Source organism: Alteromonas sp. McT4-15, from assembly GCF_020515205.1.
GTDB lineage: Bacteria > Pseudomonadota > Gammaproteobacteria > Enterobacterales > Alteromonadaceae > Alteromonas.
This window is the reverse complement of sequence record NZ_JAJALG010000041.1, coordinates 13333-33698: the sequence shown is the minus strand read 5'-3', so window position 1 is coordinate 33698 and position 20366 is coordinate 13333. Positions and strand designations below refer to the sequence as shown.

Below are 20366 nucleotides of genomic sequence, written 5' to 3'. Positions count from 1 at the left end.
CCATAAAAAAATCCGATATCAGTTACCTGATACCGGATTTTGAAGCCTTGAAAAGATCGGTCAACCGATCATTAAATTCTTAACTGATCGGCATTACACCTTAAGGTGCTTTTTTAGTATCTTAGTTTTGGCGCATTAAGTGCGTATTGCTGAACCAAACATTTAGAGTCCAGCCAGATAGTTTATAACCTGTAATTTGGAGCTTGGAATTTCCTTTGACAAGAAAGTTAGATTGTCATCTTCTTTCTTAAGTTTTTCTTTTTTGCTCTTTATATACGAACTAACTGAGTCGTTAAAACTTGGTGCCCTAACAACAAATCTTGCATTAGTTTGCATACACATGTAATCAGGGGTGGTTTTTTCAATAAGTTCTTGATCGACATTGCCAGCAGTGTGAACGAAAATAACGGTTTGAAAAATTCTAGATATAAAGTGAAACATACTGTAGGCAGATGATGAACCGAATAAGAGCAACGTTGAATTATGTAGTGCCGACTCATTATGAATAAGAATAATACGTCCAAAATTAGCTAAGTTATTGTCGAATAGTACGTTCGTTCTATAGTTATAACTATTTAGAACATCTTCTTTTGCAGATGCTGGCGGATAGACTTTACGGCCCAGATCACCAAACCCCTCCTTGACATCGTACGAGTCGTTGTAAAAAAGCCCTCTTAACTTCTCTTCTCCACCTAGTAATCGCTTAGCAAGAAGGATGCTACTTTCTCTTGCCCCATGAAGCGTCCAGTGAGTATCACATAGTCGGTAGGACCTTTCCTCCATAGCCTTTAGGGACTCGGTTGGATAAACAATAGGAAATGAGTTGGGCACCATTTTCAAAAATTGCTTTATAGGCGTTACTTTCGCTTCAGAATGAGGATAATATTGTGAATATACGCTCTCTTTTGATGGTGCGATTAATAAGCAAGTAGGTATGTTTTTGGATTGGGAAAGCGCGTAAATTGATCTGAAATAGTATTTCCATTTTAACTTTTCAGACCGAGAAATCTTCAGCTTACCTGTGTACTGCTCAACGCTTTGATTTGAATCGTTGTCTAGAAAAAGCCAATTGTCTTTACCTTCCAAGACTTTAAGCTTCCCCTCTATTGTCCCTGTTAATAGTGGATGGAAGCTTGCATTTTCAATTACGCCAATACTGAAATCAGCATGTTTGAAACGCACAGAGTGCCTAAACCCACATTTGAGATGGGTATGTCCTGATGGCTCGTCCTTTAGCACCTTTTTGATTACGTCCGGCCTTTCTTCGTTAAATGGTAATGAGATAGCTTCGTCACCACATAAAAGAATAACAGACAAACTCTTCTTTGGATTGGGTAGTACCCATCCCCTAACTTTTATTCCTATTTCACCTGCTCTTTCATCAGATACGGCAAAATCATTTACTGGAGAATCAAGACACCATCTATACACTGAACTTGTCACAGTTGGAGTGTGTTTGATTTTAATATTGTAAACGGGCACTACATCTTCCTTTTAAGTACAGCCGATATTTTAGAGATAAGCATCAACAATGGCATATTCTGCTGAAAGCTTGTCTTTTAAACCAAGAATTCTAGTAGGTATATCCGCCCCGGCTTTATTTCTAACATTTCGAAATTCCTTTCCTAAGTCCATCTCTAGTATGTTTGAAAGCTCTTTTATTGATTCATCATAGCGATGCATTGAACCAACAAAAGTGAAATCTTCTATGGGAACTTTTGAGAAGAAGCGTTTGTAAATATGAGTTAAAGCTTCTGCTCGACCGTTTAGGATAAGGTCGTAAACTATATCCTCTTTATTAGTGACTCCTTCAGAAAGATAAAGGTTTTGGAGAATTTGGTGTTGTGGGTGTGATGAACCCTCAGATAACAAATGTCCTACCAATGACCATATTCTTTCTATTGGATCTCTCACCCAAACTAACCTTTTCGCATTCGGATAAAAATCCAAATGAATGGGATGAGGACGAAAATGCCCATGAAGAAAAACAGCTTTAGCAGGAACCCAAATAGGTTCACCTTTACTAAGCGCAGATGCGCCAGAAGTTGCGTAAACCCCAAAAACATTCAATTTACCCACCGCTTTCTGGAAACTAAACCTTAGCGAACTTCCTGCAGTTTTGGGAATGTGATGGGAGATCCATCTTATATTGTTATTTGGGTTACATTTTGTATTCACTGAAGGACGAATTAGCTTTTCAATTTTCCAAAGTGAATGAAGTTTATATGTCATAGAATATTGTCTTGTTAGCGCTAGTCCAATTAGACCACATTTAGGCTCCCATTAAAACGTGGTTTGCTAAGGGATATGGTTGGACTCGAGGGGCAATCATCAATACCATATGCGTTTTGATAAAAGCTTTAAGAGTAACAATGGCGCAGAATATTCCGAATTTTGTAATTAATCAATTTGACGAAAATTTTTACCTTCAGACCTATCCTGATATTGCTGCTGCTGGTGTTGATCCTAAAGCACACTTTCTGAATTTTGGTTGGCATGAAGGCAGGTGGCCTAATGGTTTTGGCGTAGTCGATTTGGACTTCGAAATTTGGTCAACAGAACTGCCTGCTTTGTCAGAAGAGAAACTAAGTAATATTGTAATTAAGAAAGAGAGTCCGGCTTCCGGACTTGCTGCTTGGTTTTTGTGTAGATGGTTGGCAAGTTGGGGTAGATGGGAAGAAGCTTCTCAATTTATTCCACAAATGTTAATCGATGAAAAATCACTCTTATACATTAGGCATCAGGGGCCTTACCTACTTGCTTTTAACATACTGATTCGTCTAAAACAGTACCAGAAAGCGAAAGATTTATTGGACTCGAAAGGTTGGCTTAACACAAATGACAAACTACTTGCTCGTTCAATGCTTGAAAGGAATACTTCGAAGCTTGATCGAATTAACGAGGTTTTTGCCCAACATCACTTATCTAAGATATCTGCTCAAACTGCATCAGATTTAAATAGCATAGAAGGTGAGGCTGACGTAGCAAAAATAGCGCGAAAGTTCACGCTTCCGCTGGTTTCAGTAATCGTCCCCTGTTTTAACTCACAAGCTACGTTGCATGTTGCACTAAAAAGCATTTGTTCTCAAACTTATGAAAAGCTTGAAATTATAGTTGTAAATGATGCGTCTACTGACGATTCGAGCAACGTGATTAATGAGTTTGTGAAGAAAGACCGCCGTGTTAGGCACATTGAGCTACCCGAAAATAGTGGCGCTTACGCAGCTCGTAATATGGGTTTGTCAAAAGCCAAGGGCCATTTAATAACGACACATGACGCAGATGATTGGTCACATCCAGAGAAAATAGCGAGGCAAGTTAAGTCACTGTTAGAGAATAAAAGCGCAGTTGCTTGTCTATCTCACTGGGTCAGATGTGATAAAGATTTAAACTTTGAACGATGGAGAATGGAAGACGGCTGGATTTATCGAAATATCTCGAGCTTAATGTTTCGAAGAAAGGTGCACCGAAAGATTGGCTATTGGGATAATGTTTCGGTTAATGCGGACACAGAATTTTTCAATCGAATAGCAAAAGTATTTGGCGGTTCCAAAATATTGGACGTTTTGCCGGGTGTACCACTGGCTTTTGGAAGAGTTGATGCTGGTTCATTAACTCAAAATAGTACTACTCATTTGCGCACTCAATTCAGAGGGTTAAGAAAAGAATACATGGAATCAGCGACTAAGTGGCATAACAGTGTTAAACGATTATTCATGCCGAAGTCGGGTAAACGAATGTTCGTAGTTCCACCTCATATTTGTCGTGGTGAGCAAAGTATAAGAGAGAGAAACCTTAAAGAGTATTTAGCAGATAAAAAGCTTTTTGATGCCAAGTGGTACGAAGATAAAAATCAAGATGTGAAAGCATCAGGAATCGAACCACTGTTACATTTTACGAAATTTGGTGTTTATGAGGGAAGGGATCCTCATCCAAGTTTTAGTTTAAGCGCTTTTTCTTTAACCGAAAACAAAAACTATTTTGAATCAGTTAGTTTATGGGCTTCGGACGATAGAAAACAGACCAGCACCATCTCTATTAAAGGCAATGTATCTATTCGCTCAACAAAAAGAGTTTTAATGGTTGGCCATTTAGCTGGCGCAGAGTTATTTGGCGCTGAGCGAAGTTTTCTAGACTGTGTAGAAATGCTGTTTAATCAAGGCGCGGCCATTGAAGTTGTTTTGCCTGAAGCGAAATGTCCTGACTACATTAAAGAAATTCAAAAGTACGTGAAAAAAATTCACTTTATTCCTTTAGCATGGTGGCACGCCAAACGAACTTCTTGTGAAACTACAATCAGTCTGTTCGAAAGCGTCATCGATGAATTTTTACCAAAGTGCGTATATATAAATACATTGACACTGTGGGAACCCTATTTAGCAGCTAAAAATAAAAAAATTGAAACACTAACTCACGTGAGAGAGTTACCAGAATTTGATAAAGACCTTTGCGACAGGCTTGGTGCCGATCCTACAACAATACGAGAATCGGTCATAAAGTTATCTAGTAGGTTTATAGCGAACTCGCAGGCTAGCTACAATTATATCGACTTGCCAAATAAGACCCTCAAAGTGCATAACATGGTAAGAGTGTCTGAATTTTTAGATAAATCTGAGAAAATTGAAAAAGGTATAACTGCAGTGATGTTAAGCAGTAATACAAAAAAGAAGGGGGTAGAAGATTTCTTTAGCATAGCGAGGCTGTGCGCTAAGAGAAATATCGATATCAAATTCAAACTTTATGGCCCTAATACTGTCGATTTAACAGCTTGCTTTGAAAAAGAGCAAGCAGCTAACATTAGCTACGAAGGTTATACACATAACACTGTCTCAACGTTACAAAAAGCTGACGTTGTTCTGAATTTGTCACACTTTCAGGAGTCATTCGGGCGAACAGTAATTGAGGGCATGGCGGCTGGCTGTGTAGTTGTTGCATATAACTGGGGCGCTATCCCTGAGATTTTAACTCAAGATACAGGAGTGTTAGTGGAAAAGGGCGACGTTCACGCTGTGGCTGATAGGTTACAAGAGTTATCCAATGAGCCAAGTAAACTTCAAGCACTTGCCGCTTGTGCCAAAATAGATGCCCTTTCACGTTTTGACATTTCTGTTATCGAAAAGCAGTTAAGCGAGGCTGTATTTTTGAATGAAGAAAACTGTTTTTGAATCGAGAGGGCGATAAAGCAAAGCGATGTAATTTTACTTTGTAGATGTTACACTTTAAAGCGAAACGAGGGATTGTTGTGCAATGGTTTGACTTATGGAAGCATAGCTATAAACATTACCCTCCCATTTCGATAATTAAATTTCAACAGCGACAGAAAACTAGTGTTTGTGGCTTGCTGTTATTATAAAGATATTAATAAGGCGCTGAGCAGCTTTTCGCGGAGTATTTGATGACTGTAGTTTTAACTCTATCCAATAGTGAAGAGTGGAATACACTAATAGAACGTAGCACGATTTCTAGTGTGGAAAATCTCGATACATTAGAAAAAATGGATGAAAGTGTTCTGGTAAAAAACTCCGTATCTGTTGACGAATTACATAACATATTATCTATGTACGATTCCGTCATACTTGTCTATCCAGCAATTCAAACGGTTTTATCCAACGAGTTAAGAGCAGGAACTGATTCAGAATTGGCTGCAACTTCGGCAGCAAGGTTATTTAATGAGCTTCTATCTACTCATCGCGCTGCACGTAAAAAGTTAAAAATGCTAAATATGCGCAGTTTGAACTTCGCGACCAGTGAAGAACTAATATTGCTTTCTGAATTGGGCTGGAGCTTAGATAGTAATTCAGTAGAAATCGAAGACGACATTTTTACATTGGCTGCCTTTCAAATCGTTCATCAAAATAAAAACTTAAAGAAGCTCGCAGAACTCTTAACGGCGAGTAGTATCCCCTTTGGTACTTCTAGTGAAGAAGTGAAAATTGATATTGCATTAGGTAAGTATGGTTCGAAATTAAGGGAGTTCGAGACCGGTCTTGAAACAGCAGAAAATAATAAAAATGCATTGCTGGAATCTCAACAAAAAGTAAGCGCAGTAGAAGAGAAGCTTTCATCAGTAGAAGCTGAAGGAGACTTGCTACGACTTCAAACTACACAACTACAGGAAGAGTTGGAAAAATATTTTAATCTTTCGCATGAGCTTGAAAATAACAAGAGCTTAGCGGTTAAACGTGAAAAAGAGCTAAAGGACGCCGTTGAGGCCCTTGAAAAATTAAACGGCTTGCAAGTTGAAAAAATTAGTGAGCTGGAATTAACACTAAACGATAAAAATAAAGTGTTACTTGGTCTAGAAAGCCAACTTAATGACGAATTGATTCAACTGGAACAAACGCATGATGAGCTGCATAAAGCGCGGAAGCTTTCAGGGGATATGGAAAGTTCACTTACCGCTGCGAATTCGCGCATTGATGACTTAAATAGCGAAATTGAACTACTTAAAGCTCATCTGTCTGTTGTTCAAAGCGAACTAGAAACATACTTTATTAAAGCAACGGACGCTGAAGCGCAGAACGCAAAAGCGCAAAAAGTAATAGACCAATTACAGATGAATGAAGAATCTGCTAAGCGCGAATACAAGGCGCTTGAGCTCAAGTTTAATGAGCTTAACGAGGCTCATCGAGCACTTAACAGTGCGCATACCCGCGAAACTAAACAATTACAGCACGAGTGTTCAAACCTACAGCGTAAGTTCAATAGTGTTGAAGAGGCTAAGAGATTACAACGTAGTGAGCATATTCGTGAAACTAAACAGCTTCAGCGCGAACATTCAAAGCTAGAAGTTAAATTTAAGCAGCAACGTGGAGAGTTGGCTAAATACAGACACCAAGTAGAGCGTTTAACGTCTGAGTTAGAAAATATTAAAGCTTCAGGTTCATGGAAAATTGGTGCACCAGCGCGAGCTGTTAGTAAAGCAATCAGTAAAATAGACAGAAAGAAACTTAAGTTGCGCCAAGAAGCGGGCTTAATTTACACAAGTGAATTGTTTGACGCTGATTGGTATTTAAATACATATCCTGATGTAAAGAGCGCAAATATAGACCCTGCAGAACACTACCTGGAGTACGGTGCAAAGGAGGGGCGTTTACCTAGCGCGTCGTTCGACGGTAATTGGTATTTGAAGAGATATCCAGATGTAGCAGATTCTGGTGTAAATCCTCTCGTCCATTATTTAAAGTTCGGGCAAAATGAGGGGCGCTCAGCTTCTCCTGTTTTGTTAGAGAACTTTAAGAATTAGCGTTAAGGAGTGGATGTCTTGAATAAAAAGTTTGTGTGGATTGGCGCGGGCTCTGCATCTTATCCCAAGGTTAATTTTGATGACTTTGGTTCAATTGTGCTTGTAGACGCAAGAAAAGAAGCTTGCGATGAACTAAACGAGCATTTTAAAGATAATGAAAAGATAACAACCAAGCAGGTATGCATATCAGAAAAAAATGGCGAGTCAGTGTTTTTTCAATGTAATGTTGAAGAACTATCGGCTCTTGCCAAACCTGCGCAATTAAAGTCGTTATATCCTGGATTAAAAGTTAATTCTTATGATGTTGATACGATTAGTATCTCAGACTTTCTTAGACAAGAGCTTTTAGATGGGGGGATAGAGTTATTTATCGACACTCCTGCGACGTCTTGGTTACTAGTTCGCGAATTATCCAAAAATAAGTTTTTGGATAGCATAACAAAACTTCATGTTTCTATTGGAACTGTTCCTGCACTTTATGAAGAAAGTGCGGACTTAACAGAGCTTGCTTCGTTATTAAAAGAAAACTGTTTCGAAGAGGTATCACGAGACTCCGATGACCCTGATGTTCCAGTTGTTTCATTTAAATTGAACGAGAATTTGAAAGCAATAGAGAGTCTGAAGGCCGAGAATAGTGAACTACAACAACAACTAATAGAAGCAAGGCGGCATCACGACGAAATTCAACATAAAGCTGATAATTTAGGCTCAGACCTTGCTGTAAAAAGTGACCTCATTGAAGCAAAAGACATTGAGATACAAACTTTAAAAAGGGAAATGGGTAGTTATAAAGCTGACCTTCAGAAGAAAAGTTTAGATTGTGATGAACTATGCAATCAGTTAGAGGTTAGCAAATCAACAAATCTAGTGATTGAAAATAAGTTATCGGAAGAGCAAGCAAAGGTTGCAAAGCTAACAAAAGAGCTTGAAGAGCAGACAAATAAGCTAAAAATAACTTTAGAAGCTCTTCAGCTTTCGAAAGAAAGTGAGCACAACAAAAGTGCCGAATTGAAGAACTCACAATCTAAGCTTGATACGTTGACCAACGAACTATCTCAATTAAGGCTTAGCATCGAACAGCGTGAACGTGAATTTGAAGCCAACGAAAAGAAAATAGCCGAACTAATGGCGCTGTTAGATTCTCAAAAAGCAGACCTTCAAAAACAGTATGAAGTAAATAGCGAGTTAACTGCACAAAATAAAAAAATCTCAGAAGAGCGTGATAAAGAGCATAATTGGCACATGGAGAATAAGCAGTGGGCCGAAGGATTAGTTTCATCTCAATCTTCCATCGAGGCTAAATACCAAGACGCTAACTCAAAATTGACTTCTCTCCAAGAAAAGTATGATAAACAAGAGCGAGCACTCTCGGATAGCTTGTCAAAGGAGAAAAATCTAGCTTCCGCACTATCCATAAATACAAAGCTAATGAAAAAGCTTGAAGTGGATTTGAATGATTTAAGATTGAAGTACGAGGAAAAGAAAACTGCTGAGGCTGAGCTTAAAAAGCTAGTTTCAGATCTGTATGTAAAGTTGCAACAAGCCGCTTCTTTCTATCACAAATTAGAGCAGCAGTATCCAGAACTAGTGATCGAGAATGTGGAAAGTGAAAAATAAATTCAGCGACATTAAAAGTATGCAGTTAGAGCTGCGTTCTGCAATCGAGATTCTGGAATCTAGTGTTCATGTTAACTCATTAGAAAATAATGGAGCACTTCGCATTAGCGACGCACTAAAAATTAATGAAACAGACAATTTTCTAGAGCGCTGTTTAGAAGTAGTGAATACAGAAAAGGAAAAGAAGCCAGTGCTGAGGGTTATACATCACTTAGCATGCAGCGGAGGATCTTTAATTACTAAATGTATTTCTGCTCTTCCTAATGTATTTGTATTGAGTGAAGTGCACCCCCATTCTTATAGGCACCTTCCCAAAGATGAAGCAACATTTCTTCCTTCTGATATAGCGACACTTGCATACCAAGCAGGGCTCCCAGAGTCTAAAAAACTTGCAGTTGAATTATTTAGGAATTCTGTAATAGAAACTGCTAATCACGTAGAAAACTATGGCGGTATTTTAGTTCTGAGGGACCATAGTCATAGCGATTATTGTGTTGGTGATGAATATCAAAAGAAATCTACGGTGTTAGCTACTTTAGAAGACGACTTTGATATAAGGTCGCTTGTTACTTTGAGAAATCCTATAGATTGCTATGCATCATTAAAATCAAACTATTGGCTTCATTTTTCGCCAGAAACTTTTGATGAATACTGCCTTCGTGTTCTAAAGTTCTTGGAGCCATTCGAATCATTTCAAATTTTAGAATATGAGAGTTTTGTTGAAGACCCAAAAAGTATTATGAGGAGAATGTGCGATATTTTGGATCTGACATACGATGAGTCGTTTGTGGATACTTTTGACTATTTTTTGGTAACAGGGGATAGCGGGCGAAAAGGCACTGTTATTGAGCCTCGGTCTAGAAGAAAGATAGATGAGGAATTTCGCGCAGAAATTGCCGCCTCGAAAAACTTTAGTACTCTATGTGAAATTTACCACTTTAATTCACAAATCTAAAACATCACAAAAAGTATAAAAATGAAAAATTTAGTTTCAGTTAAGATAGGCCGTCTAATTGAGTCAGCTAAACTAGGAAACCTAGCAGAGGCTGAAGTGTTAGCAAAAGAACTTCTCGGTGGGAATCCAAGTACGATTGTTAAATCTTTAGTAGATAAAATAGTTTCAAACTATGGGCTAAACATAGGGCGGATTTTCGGCTCTACTGGAGAAATTGAAACTCTATCAAGCATTGATAAAAAGCCTATTTTAAATGGCATTAGTATTGTCAGTTGCTGTATGAATCGTAATGATAACCTAAAGAAAGCGGTTAAGACTTGGACTGCGTTGAATGTTGATGAAATTATTATAGTGGATTGGTCATCTACAACACCTGTTGCTGATACGTTGTCCGAATTAAATGATTCGCGTATTAAAATTGTCCGTGTCGAAGGAGAAGAAAAATGGATTCTTACAAATGCCTTCAATGTAGGGTTAAGATTTGCGCGCTATAGTAAAATTTACAAATTTGATGCAGATATAGAAGTTGGTGTTGATTTTGTAAACGCCAATTATTTTAACGACACTGAATATGTTAGAGGAAATTGGGCAACAGCGGTTGAAAGTGGTCGCGAAGATCAAAAATTTGTAAACGGCTCGTTCGGCGCGCCAAAAGATGCACTCAAGTCTATAGGTTATTACAATGAAAATATTCAGACTTACGGGTGGGATGACAGTGATATATATCAAAGGTTGAGTTTATCTGCGAACTTAAAAGCTAAATTTATAGAGCAAGACTCTATGTTGCATTTAGAACAAGACCAAGAAGAGCGTCTGAAACATCAGTCAGTTAATAAGCATTTATTCCTAGGTAGGTTTGAAGCGACTGAGTTTTATAACATTCGCAATAAATACATCACTAGCCTTAAAGATGACTGGTCGAGTAATTTACTATCTGAATTCGAGTTAGAGTATATAGGCGAACGAAATTGGGTAGCGAAACGCACTACGCCTTTGATTCAAATACCAGCTCACATAATTGCTGATGCTGAAAAATACGCTGTTCTTAAGTTGGCATCTTGGGCCAATCATTATATTTATTCGATGTTGATGGAAAAACCACAGCTAACAAGTTTAGTAATAGACCATTTCAATAACAATATATCTGTTGAACTTACAACTCACGTACTTGAGTTGATGTCCGGTACGAAAAAAGTTGAAAGTATTACTGCTGATGATCCAAATGTAGATAGCGTAATTTTTCTTAAAGGCTTAGAGACTGTTCTATGTGCTGAACATAATAATCGAGAGTTATTAGTCCAACCGTCTTTGGTCAATGAAATTGAGTTAGATAGTTCAACATTTACTGCCAAATTCAAGAATAAATCGGTGTTTATAACATCGTTATTTGATGAGAGTAATGAAAAACGCTTAGCCGAATACTTATACTGCGTAACCGAGAATATAAAGCATTTCGACTTCGTTGCTATTCTGTATGAGGAAACTTCTGGAACGTTGTTAACAAAAATCAGAGCGCTCTTAGATGATGATGTAGTTAATGAAAAATTAGTAATTATAAAATATAGCAAAAGGCCAACGTTCGAATTTATTTTTGACCTTGCAGATGCGATGTTTAGAGATGCTATTGTATATATTTCAAATGCAGATATTGTTGTTGACAATACAATTAAGCAAATTCCGGCCTATATAGATAACGAAAAGTTTTTTGTATTGAGTAGAAATGAAGCTGATACAGAAACAAAAACATCCAAAGGCTTAATATTAAACAGTCTAGGTGTAGCTAATACGTTTTCTGCTGACATGTGGGTATATCAAGCTCCTAGAAAGTACAATTTCAAATCAGATTTCGGAATTGGAACATTTCATTGCGATTCGTTTTTAAATTATTTTATCTCTGAAAGTGGCTACAAACTTTATAACCCTTGCTTATCAGTTAACATTTATCACATACACGATCCTGAGTTTAACTCGTCAGAGACCAAGGCAAAGGTTCAGAAGGATGAAATAAATAAAAGACTTGTTGAGGAAACAAAGTTGAACAATGGAACTCCGCCAATTTGTGGGAGTCGTTGGTCAGATTTGGAGATAACAAGCGAACTACCTATCAATGGTGGGAGGGTATACTGGACAGATGCTGTTTTGATTGTTCCCATTTCAAGACTCAATCTTTTTAAGGTTATTGTACTAGTACAATACTCCTTGTTTTATATGAGAGCTGAGGGGTTTTATTACTCAATATGGTTAGAGATTTCTGACACTGATCGCAACACGAAATTTCTTCAGCTCGTTAATCATTTGGTCGCTAGTCTAGGCTCTGATATGGTTAATGTGACGATCAAAGACACAAATGATTCTCCTTTAGTTGAAACCAGAATCAGTAGCGTCATTGATACAAAGTATTTTCTGAATAAAGTTAATTCGCTTTCAGAGAAAAAAGACTTTGAGGAAATGTTTTATGGCGGCGATCGTAAGGGGACTATTTATCTCAAATCGGATGTAGAAGACTACCCACTTTATAGAGTCTTGCGTACTTGTGATAAGTCTATTTTAATTGACACTAAATCGGTCTTAGAGCGTTTAGGAGAATCCAACTTTTTACCTCATGTTGAAGATCTGAACAAATATATTGAGACTGACAAGAGATTTGATGAATTAATTCAAAGGAAAAATCTAGATTCGCCGGACATAACATTTATAACATCTATCTTCAAGGGCGAAGAATTCATGCGCGGCTTTTTGAGTAATATTGCAGCTGCAGCAATTGAAAGCAACGGGCATGTTATTCTGTTAGATGCGAAATCCCCGCAACAAGAGGAGCTCGTTTACAGAGAGTTTATAAAAGAGCACCCTGAGCTTACTCATTATTTCACCTACATTAGGTTAGAAAAAGATCCCGGACTTTATAACTGTTGGAAGCGGGGTATTGAAATGTCCAAATCAAAGTATGTTTCAAATGCTAATCTAGATGACAGAAGAAGTCCTTTTCAAGCAATGGCATTAATTAAAAAACTAAATCAGAATCCTGGTTATCGTGGCGCCGCTTCCGGTATGAGAGCTAACACAAATAAAAATGTCAGCTATTACAGTGTGTGTGAAGATCAATATTGGTTTAACAAAGGCTATGATCAAACAATAAGTTTCGATAGCCTTTACTTTAAAGATGAAAATGGTTTGATACTTTCACATAACATTATGCATTGTATGCCTGTTTGGGAAAAAGAACTGCACGACCAATACGGCTTCTTTGATGAGGAACGCTACGGTACAAGTGCAGATTGGGCTTTTTGGTTGAAATGTACAAAAGCTGGAGAGGCGTTTTTACTTGTTGAGTCTGTACTTTCACAATATTTCATAAACGAAAATTCACATAATAGGACAAATGATGCTAACGGGGAAAAAGAAAACTTGATCGTTCTAGATAACTTTCAAGTTTCTCAGGCAGAATTCATACAGCAGTAAGGTTTAAGAATGAGTTATTACAATTTTATAGTAACGAGAGATCGTAGATTTATTTTTGCTTATAATCCCAAAGTTGCGTGCACAAATTGGAAATGTGTATTCAGATATTATGATGGTGCAAGAGCTGATTATTTAGCACCCGATATAGCTCATGATAGAGAGCGCTCAGGGCTAGATTTTTTGTCCCAACTAAACGAACCAGATGTTTATTTGCGAGATAAAACAATCAAAAAGTTTTCATTTGTAAGAAATCCTTACTCAAGAATTCTGTCAGCATATGCGAATAAGATCGAGCCGTACGTAAACAAAACTCGTTCTGAAATAGACGACAATCCGTATTTTTATGAAGTGTTCGGAATAATAGAACAGCACTATGGGCGAAAAATAACAAGTGTGCAGCAAGGCTTCGTTGCATTTTTGAACTGGATACTAAATGTAAATGACTTTCACTCGACTAATGAGCATTGGCTACCCCAGTCGAAGTTGTTAGATATTGACAATGTAAGCTATGACTTTATTGGAAGACTGGAGCATGTGAAAGAAGACAGTGCTCATATAATAAAACAGTTGGAGCTAGACATACCATTCCCAAAACAGAAAGATGTGAAGTTTGCTCCGACTAATGCGACAGAGAGACTTTCCAGCTTTATGACTAAAGAAGCAGTAAGTTTGATAAATGAAATATATAAAGAAGATTTCCAGAATTTCGATTACCTTATGGATTAGTAACTAAAGGTTTTAAATTTTTCGCTGAAAAGAAAAGTACATGCTTAAAGAGCGAGAATACGTAGTTTGATATGGTAGTTAGATAAAAATTTATTTAAAGAACTGAGAAAGTAATGAAAAAAGCACTTATTACCGGTGTAACCGGCCAGGACGGCTCTTATTTAGCCGAATTTTTGTTAGAGAAAGGATATGAGGTTCACGGTATTAAACGTCGTGCTTCACTGTTCAACACTGAACGAGTTGATCACATTTACGAAGATCCTCATGTCGAAAATGCGAATTTCAAGTTGCATTATGGCGATTTAACGGATTCGTCGAACCTGATCCGCATAATGCAAGAAGTTCAGCCAGATGAGGTATATAACCTTGGCGCGCAATCTCATGTAGCAGTTTCATTTGAAGCGCCAGAGTATACAGCAGACGTAGATGCTATGGGTACGCTACGTTTGTTAGAAGCTATCCGTTTTTTAGGACTAGAAAAGAAAACTAAGTTTTACCAAGCGTCTACATCTGAGCTTTATGGTGAGGTACAAGAAATCCCTCAGAAAGAAACCACACCGTTTCACCCTCGTTCGCCGTATGCAGTAGCGAAAATGTATGCATTCTGGATTGCGGTTAACTACCGCGAGTCTTATGGCATTTATGCGTGTAACGGCATCTTATTCAATCATGAATCTCCACGCCGCGGTGAGACATTTGTAACTCGTAAAATTACTCGTGGAATTGCCAATATCGCTCAGGGTTTAGAGTCTAAACTTTACTTAGGCAATATGGACGCATTACGTGACTGGGGACATGCCAAAGACTACGTTCGCATGCAATGGATGATGCTACAACAAGATGAGCCAGAAGATTTTGTTATTGCAACAGGTAAGCAAATTTCGGTGCGCGAATTCGTACGAATGTCAGCAAAAGAAGCAGGCATTACTGTTGAGTTCAGTGGCGAAGGCGTAAGCGAAGTAGCAACAGTAGTAGCAGTTAATAGTGAAACTGCACCTGGTGTTAAAGTCGGGGATGTTATCGTAGAAGTTGACCCGCGTTATTTCCGTCCAGCAGAAGTTGAAACACTTCTAGGCGACCCAACAAAAGCAAAAGAAAAGCTGGGTTGGGTGCCTGAAATTACGGTAGAAGAAATGTGTGCTGAAATGGTGGCACACGATCTAGGGAAGGCAAAACAGCATGCGCTATTGAAGAAGCATGGTTATTCTGTAGCTGTTGCGAAAGAGTAAAGCCCATTCTTGCTACAGGGCGACTATCAGGTCGCCCTTTGATGTGCACATATGTATCATCAGTGCGTTCTCAATACTATGACATCAAAATCTTGTTGGTGATATCAATAGCTTATCTATAAGCGTCCTTTTTATTTTTGAAAAGCAGTTTGTAGATAGGTCAGATCATCTCCTGTTTAATGAATCGAAAAAGCAGGTAGTCTGGGGATAAAGTTAAGCTTATTGTTGCTTTTTAATGGTTTAAAGGGTTGTCGTTGAATGAGTAAAGTTTGACGTAAAGGAATTTTGAGTAAATGAAAAGAACTAACAGCGAAATAGGTAGTCTGGCCCCAGTTAGAGATGGGAGTGGTCCTGCTTCTTGGGGGGAATCAGTTTGGCATACTAGTGATATAAAGAAATATCCTGGGGCAAAGAGTGACTTTGTGGACATTGAGAAGTTAATTACAGAGTATTGTTTGGATAGTTTGCCAGAGAAGCCAGTTTTAGACAACAGCGGTAACGTTGTCGCTATAGGCTCATGTTTTGCTGCCGAGCTAAGACACTTTTTAGGCGATGTTGGTCTATCATCGGATTCATTTTGGATCCCATCGGGACTTAATAACACCTTCGCGCTAAGAGACTTTTTTCATTGGGCGGTTTATGGACAGGAAACCGCGAAAGGGTTTGCTTATACCCGTGATAACACTGGCTCACTTGTCGATTGGAAACCTGAGCTCGAGCAAAAAAATATAAAGAAGGCAATAAGCGAGGCGAGTTGTTTTGTTTTCACATTGGGTTTAGCAGAAGTTTGGGAAGATAAAAATACAGGCCGTGTATTTTGGCGTGGGGTACCCGAACATATTTTTGAGTCTGGTCGTCATCAGTTTAGGATGTCGACGGTCGCTGAAAATAGTGAGAACCTTTCATCAATCGTGGAGATCATCCGTGAAGTAAACAAGAATGCTCCCATCGTATTTACATTGTCACCTGTTCCACTTAAAGCTACTTTCAGCGATAAATCGTGCATTGCAGCCGACTGTGTGTCCAAGTCCACACTTCGCGTTTCGATCAATGAATATATGAACTCTTTGGAAAATGACCAAAATATTTGGTATTGGCCCTCATTTGAAATTATTAAGTGGGTTGGGTGCCATCTGCCATACCCAGTTTACGGCACCGATGACGGTTGTGTGCGACATGTTTCACGTTTCATGGTGAATAATATTTTGAGATCTTTTGTTACCACGTTTTATGGCAGAAGCGTAGCGGAAAGCGTTTTCGCGAGCTTTGAAAGTTCGTTGCAAACAGTGAAAGGCGAAAAAGGGGAGCCGCCTGTGATTTTTAAAGGGCAAATAGTCAAAGGCTAATAAATTGAGATTCCACCGAAGGTTTGATTAATCTGTTTTAATTATCGATAATTGCCCAACTTTCAGGGAACTAGTGAGAAATAAAATGAAAACTGTTTTTGTTGCAGGACACCGTGGCATGGTTGGTGCAGCTATTGTAAGGCAACTAGAAAAGAGAAATGACGTTCAAGTTATTACGCGAACTCGCACTGAATTGGATTTTATTAATCAACAAGCAGTGAGTAACTTTTTCGCATCAAACAAAATTGACGAAGTATATCTTGCTGCAGCGAAAGTAGGTGGAATTCACGCGAATAACACTTACCCAGCTGAGTTCATTTATGAAAACCTAATGATTGAAGCCAACATTATTAACGCAGCTCATAAAAATGATGTGCAAAAGCTTCTGTTTTTAGGTTCAAGCTGTATTTATCCAAAATTAGCTCAGCAGCCGATGACTGAAAATGCTTTGCTTACTGGCACGTTAGAGGAAACAAACGAGCCTTACGCCATTGCTAAAATTGCCGGTATTAAACTGTGTGAAAGCTACAATCGCCAATACGGTCGCGACTATCGTTCGGTCATGCCTACAAATCTATACGGCCCGAACGATAATTTCCACCCAGAAAACTCGCATGTTATTCCAGCGCTGTTACGCCGTTTTCACGAAGCCGCGCAAAGAGGAGACAGTGAAGTTATAGCTTGGGGAAGTGGTAAGCCTATGCGAGAGTTTTTGCATGTTGATGATATGGCTGCAGCCAGTGTTCACGTTATGGAGCTTGATAACGAAACATACCAAGCCAATACCCAGCCAATGCTTAGTCATATAAATGTAGGTACTGGTGAAGACTGCACCATACGCGAGTTGGTTGAAACGGTTGCCAAGGTAACCGGCTTTAGTGGTGAAATTAAATGGGATACAAGTAAGCCTGATGGAGCTCCTCGAAAACTAATGGATGTGTCTCGACTGCGTGCACTAGGTTGGAAGCATACTTATAACCTTGAGGAAGGATTGAAGCATGCATTTGACTGGTTTTTAGCAAATCAAGATAGTTTTAGAGGGTAAGCATTATTAAGCCTGGAATTGCCCAGGCTTTGTTGCTGCAGTATTGAGATAAAATGTATTTAGACGATAAAACATTTTCAACAGTTTTGGACAGTACCCCATTAGTGTCTATTGACTTATTGGTTGAAGATAGCAGTGGAAAATTTCTTCTAGGGGAGCGATTGAACAGGCCTGCGAAAGGTTTTTGGTTTGTTCCGGGCGGAAGAATATTAAAAAATGAGACGCTAAAAAGTGCTTTCGAGCGGCTAACCATCGCGGAACTTGGTAAAAAAATCGATATAAACCAAGCCACACTGCAAGGCCCATACGACCATATATATGAAGATAGTGTTTTTGGTGATTCGCCATCAACGCATTATGTTGCAATTGCTTATCGACTTAACGTGGAAGACATTCAAAATTTACCTTGCGAGCAGCATTCGCGTTATATGTGGTTGCATCCGTCGGAAATAGTTGGAAGGTGCGATATACACGCTAATACCAAAGCGTATTTTCAAATAGATTAATGGCACAGCGATAAAGACTCTCGATGAAAATACTTAGTGTAGATTGCTATTGGCAAACGCCAGCCTTAACTGAGCAACATGCATTTGAAAAGGTGAAAGTCTTTCATGATCCTAATTGTGATGACTTAATTTATTTGGCATTCCCTTGGGCTACATTATTTGACTTATATGATAGAAACAAAGGTGGCGTTTATAGGGAACTCAAAGATTTTTTAAATCGAGTAACTTCGCAAATACCTCCGTCTTCTAGAGTCGTCACTGTTTGTCAGCACATAAGTTTAGAACGACACAAGTATTTTCTTATCAATTCGGGAGTAACCGATGTATTTTGGAGCCACTGTGCTCCCAACTCTAAGATATCCGAATTAAATTTATACCCTTTTCCTTTGTACCCCGTAACGCAAACCAAAGCCAAAAGCTTGGAGCATCGTCAATACTTAACGAGTTTTGTTGGCGCCAAAGCAAATCAGTGTTATTTGTCAGATATTAGAAATAAGCTAGCCTCGGTATTTCACGATTTTTCAGACGTATACGTTGAGTTAAAAGAAAGTTGCCAATTCAACGAAATGGTATATGAAACTAAGGTCGCTACAGAGAATTTTGAACCTATTTCATTACAAAGTGACGAGAAATATGATGAAATTTTAAGTGATACTATTTTCGCACTGTGCCCGTCGGGAACTGGACCAAACTCGCACCGTCTGTGGGAAGCAATTCACGCAGAAGTCATTCCCGTTATTCCAGCCGATACGTTTATCCTACCTGGGAGTGAAAGCTTATGGGAGGAAGCGTGTATTTTTGTAAAGGAATCTGAAATAGAAAAGCTCCCCGATGTCCTTCTAGCGCTCTATTCTCAACCAACATTACTTGAAGCAAAAATAGTGGCGCTTAAGCAATTGAATTTTTTATTTGGTGTTAATAGTTTTGTATCAGAGATTATTAATTTTGAACAAAGAAATAAATGTGCGCGTACATTGGATGCTTCAATAAACAAAATAGCCCGGTTAGCTTTAATGATGGGTAATAAAGATGCCAACTCAATAATAAAGTTACATCAAAAGAGTTGTTCTTTAATAGATTGTGAAGCTCAAAGTTCAGGTTATTTAGACTTTGTAATCAGAAAAACGTCTCAAGCATTGTAGGCCTAACTTGAATAAAAAAATCCCTGTATATCTTTTCGGGCAATTTATAAAGCGTATTCCGTTAAACTATGCATCATATCGCTCCTACTTTTCTCAATTTTTTGAGATAGTCGATCATCCTGAACTTGCTGACTTTCTGGTTTGTGGTTTTTTTGGCGATATCAAAGCCAGTGCGGATTTAATTGCTAGTGTTAAAAGTAAAAATCCAAGTATACAACTGGTAGTGTTATCAGAGGAGCCTCTTTGGGATACGCTTTGGTATTATCGATGGGAGCGTCCCATTCATGATGTAATTGTCGAAGTAGGTGGGAAAGACCATAAATGGCCATTTCACTTTGTGAACCACGCGAACTCGGATGTTTTTGACTTTTACAAACTTCCATATTTTATTACTACTGAAAATTTATATACGCAGCGATATTGCCAATTACTTAAACTGTCTAGTTCTCTCTCTTCAAAAGAATTACTAAAACGTTGGCAACGAGCAAAAAGTAAATATTCCTTCATTGCAGAAAAACGCTTACGAGATGCTTATCATAAAGAAGATCATAACTCTCAACTGCTTGGGTTAAGTGTGTATAGAACGAAGGTGGCAATGGAAGTACAACAACAAAGCGCCTCTACACGTTGTATAGGGAAGGGGTGGGAAAGCGAAAATGCGCGACAAAGCCTAGCAGATTGGCATCTAAATAAAATAGTCACATTATCGGATGATAACTTCGTTGTATCTGCTATAGAGAATACCGTACTTGATAATTACATCAGCGAAAAGCCTTTCGACGCATTATCACTTGGCGGATTACCTGTTTATTGGGCAAACGACTCTCATAGAATTCACGAGTTTAGTAGTTCAGATTCAATGATAAATATTTCTGGTTTAGATTTCATAGATGCCGCGCAATTGATACTAGACTTTAAGCCAACAATTTCTAATGCAGAAGCTTTAATTCAAGCAAGGCAGTCTTTTCTAGAACGTATTACTACAAAAAACGTATTGGCCGAAGAAAGAAGCTTAGTAGCTGCGAAAACATATCTACACTTTCTAAGCTTGCCGCATTTGTAACCACAAGTAGTTACTCAATCGGATACGTGGTT

General features: G+C 38.4%; 14 protein-coding genes. 12 read left to right on the top strand and 2 right to left on the bottom strand.

Annotation, left to right across the window (positions count from 1 at the left end):
* Positions 1 to 162: 162 nt before the first annotated feature.
* Both LHL20_RS18675 and LHL20_RS18670 read right to left on the bottom strand, forming a co-directional pair.
* Complete coding sequence (locus LHL20_RS18675) at positions 163 to 1482, bottom strand: hypothetical protein (protein ID WP_226434371.1); 1320 nt, start codon at positions 1480 to 1482, stop codon at positions 163 to 165.
* Between the two features lie 30 nt (positions 1483 to 1512).
* Positions 1513 to 2232 carry a hypothetical protein gene (locus tag LHL20_RS18670; protein ID WP_226434370.1) on the bottom strand — a complete coding sequence of 240 codons (720 nt, stop codon included), beginning with the start codon at positions 2230 to 2232 and terminating at the stop codon, positions 1513 to 1515.
* 140 nt (positions 2233 to 2372) lie between these two features.
* Between LHL20_RS18670 and LHL20_RS18665 the strand changes: the two genes are divergently transcribed.
* From LHL20_RS18665 to LHL20_RS18610, 12 genes are all read left to right on the top strand, one after another.
* Complete coding sequence (locus LHL20_RS18665; RefSeq protein WP_226434369.1) at positions 2373 to 5165, top strand: glycosyltransferase; 2793 nt, start codon at positions 2373 to 2375, stop codon at positions 5163 to 5165.
* Positions 5166 to 5395: 230 nt separating this feature from the next.
* Positions 5396 to 7246 (top strand): hypothetical protein, encoded by a 1851-nt coding sequence (locus tag LHL20_RS18660; RefSeq protein WP_226434368.1) that lies wholly within the window; start codon positions 5396 to 5398, stop codon positions 7244 to 7246.
* Between the two features lie 18 nt (positions 7247 to 7264).
* Positions 7265 to 8863: a hypothetical protein gene (locus tag LHL20_RS18655; RefSeq protein ID WP_226434367.1), complete on the top strand. Its 1599-nt coding sequence runs from the start codon at positions 7265 to 7267 to the stop codon at positions 8861 to 8863.
* Positions 8853 to 9818, top strand: coding sequence for a sulfotransferase (locus tag LHL20_RS18650; RefSeq protein WP_226434366.1), 966 nt, complete (start codon positions 8853 to 8855; stop codon positions 9816 to 9818). The genes LHL20_RS18655 and LHL20_RS18650 overlap by 11 nt, the downstream gene beginning before the upstream one ends.
* A 21-nt stretch (positions 9819 to 9839) precedes the next feature.
* Entirely contained in the window at positions 9840 to 13277 is a 3438-nt protein-coding gene (locus tag LHL20_RS18645; RefSeq protein ID WP_226434365.1) for a glycosyltransferase family 2 protein, read from the top strand.
* 9 nt (positions 13278 to 13286) lie between these two features.
* Positions 13287 to 14003 carry a sulfotransferase family protein gene (locus LHL20_RS18640; protein WP_226434364.1) on the top strand — a complete coding sequence of 239 codons (717 nt, stop codon included), beginning with the start codon at positions 13287 to 13289 and terminating at the stop codon, positions 14001 to 14003.
* Positions 14004 to 14116: 113 nt separating this feature from the next.
* Entirely contained in the window at positions 14117 to 15232 is a 1116-nt protein-coding gene (gene gmd / locus LHL20_RS18635) for a GDP-mannose 4,6-dehydratase (protein ID WP_226434363.1), read from the top strand.
* A gap of 293 nt (positions 15233 to 15525) precedes the next feature.
* Complete coding sequence (locus LHL20_RS18630) at positions 15526 to 16578, top strand: GSCFA domain-containing protein (protein ID WP_226434362.1); 1053 nt, start codon at positions 15526 to 15528, stop codon at positions 16576 to 16578.
* A gap of 73 nt (positions 16579 to 16651) precedes the next feature.
* The gene (gene fcl / locus LHL20_RS18625; protein ID WP_226434361.1) at positions 16652 to 17623 is read left to right on the top strand and encodes a GDP-L-fucose synthase; all 972 of its coding nucleotides are present in this window, start codon (positions 16652 to 16654) and stop codon (positions 17621 to 17623) included.
* 53 nt (positions 17624 to 17676) lie between these two features.
* Positions 17677 to 18129 (top strand): GDP-mannose mannosyl hydrolase, encoded by a 453-nt coding sequence (locus LHL20_RS18620; protein WP_226434360.1) that lies wholly within the window; start codon positions 17677 to 17679, stop codon positions 18127 to 18129.
* Positions 18130 to 18152: 23 nt separating this feature from the next.
* On the top strand, positions 18153 to 19271 hold the full coding sequence (locus LHL20_RS18615; RefSeq protein ID WP_226434359.1) for an exostosin domain-containing protein: 1119 nt from the start codon (positions 18153 to 18155) through the stop codon (positions 19269 to 19271).
* Positions 19272 to 19278: 7 nt separating this feature from the next.
* Positions 19279 to 20334 (top strand): hypothetical protein, encoded by a 1056-nt coding sequence (locus LHL20_RS18610; protein WP_226434358.1) that lies wholly within the window; start codon positions 19279 to 19281, stop codon positions 20332 to 20334.
* The last annotated feature ends 32 nt before the right edge of the window (positions 20335 to 20366 follow it).

What these genes read in the sequence shown, in the direction of transcription:
- LHL20_RS18670 (WP_226434370.1), bottom strand. Translation starts at nt 2,232, where the DNA reads ATGACATATAAACTTCATTCACTTTGGAAAATTGAAAAGCTAATTCGT.
- LHL20_RS18665 (WP_226434369.1), top strand. Translation starts at nt 2,373, where the DNA reads ATGGCGCAGAATATTCCGAATTTTGTAATTAATCAATTTGACGAAAAT.
- LHL20_RS18660 (WP_226434368.1), top strand. Translation starts at nt 5,396, where the DNA reads ATGACTGTAGTTTTAACTCTATCCAATAGTGAAGAGTGGAATACACTA.
- LHL20_RS18645 (WP_226434365.1), top strand. Translation starts at nt 9,840, where the DNA reads ATGAAAAATTTAGTTTCAGTTAAGATAGGCCGTCTAATTGAGTCAGCT.
- LHL20_RS18640 (WP_226434364.1), top strand. Translation starts at nt 13,287, where the DNA reads ATGAGTTATTACAATTTTATAGTAACGAGAGATCGTAGATTTATTTTT.
- gmd (WP_226434363.1), top strand. Translation starts at nt 14,117, where the DNA reads ATGAAAAAAGCACTTATTACCGGTGTAACCGGCCAGGACGGCTCTTAT.
- LHL20_RS18630 (WP_226434362.1), top strand. Translation starts at nt 15,526, where the DNA reads ATGAAAAGAACTAACAGCGAAATAGGTAGTCTGGCCCCAGTTAGAGAT.
- LHL20_RS18620 (WP_226434360.1), top strand. Translation starts at nt 17,677, where the DNA reads ATGTATTTAGACGATAAAACATTTTCAACAGTTTTGGACAGTACCCCA.
- LHL20_RS18615 (WP_226434359.1), top strand. Translation starts at nt 18,153, where the DNA reads ATGAAAATACTTAGTGTAGATTGCTATTGGCAAACGCCAGCCTTAACT.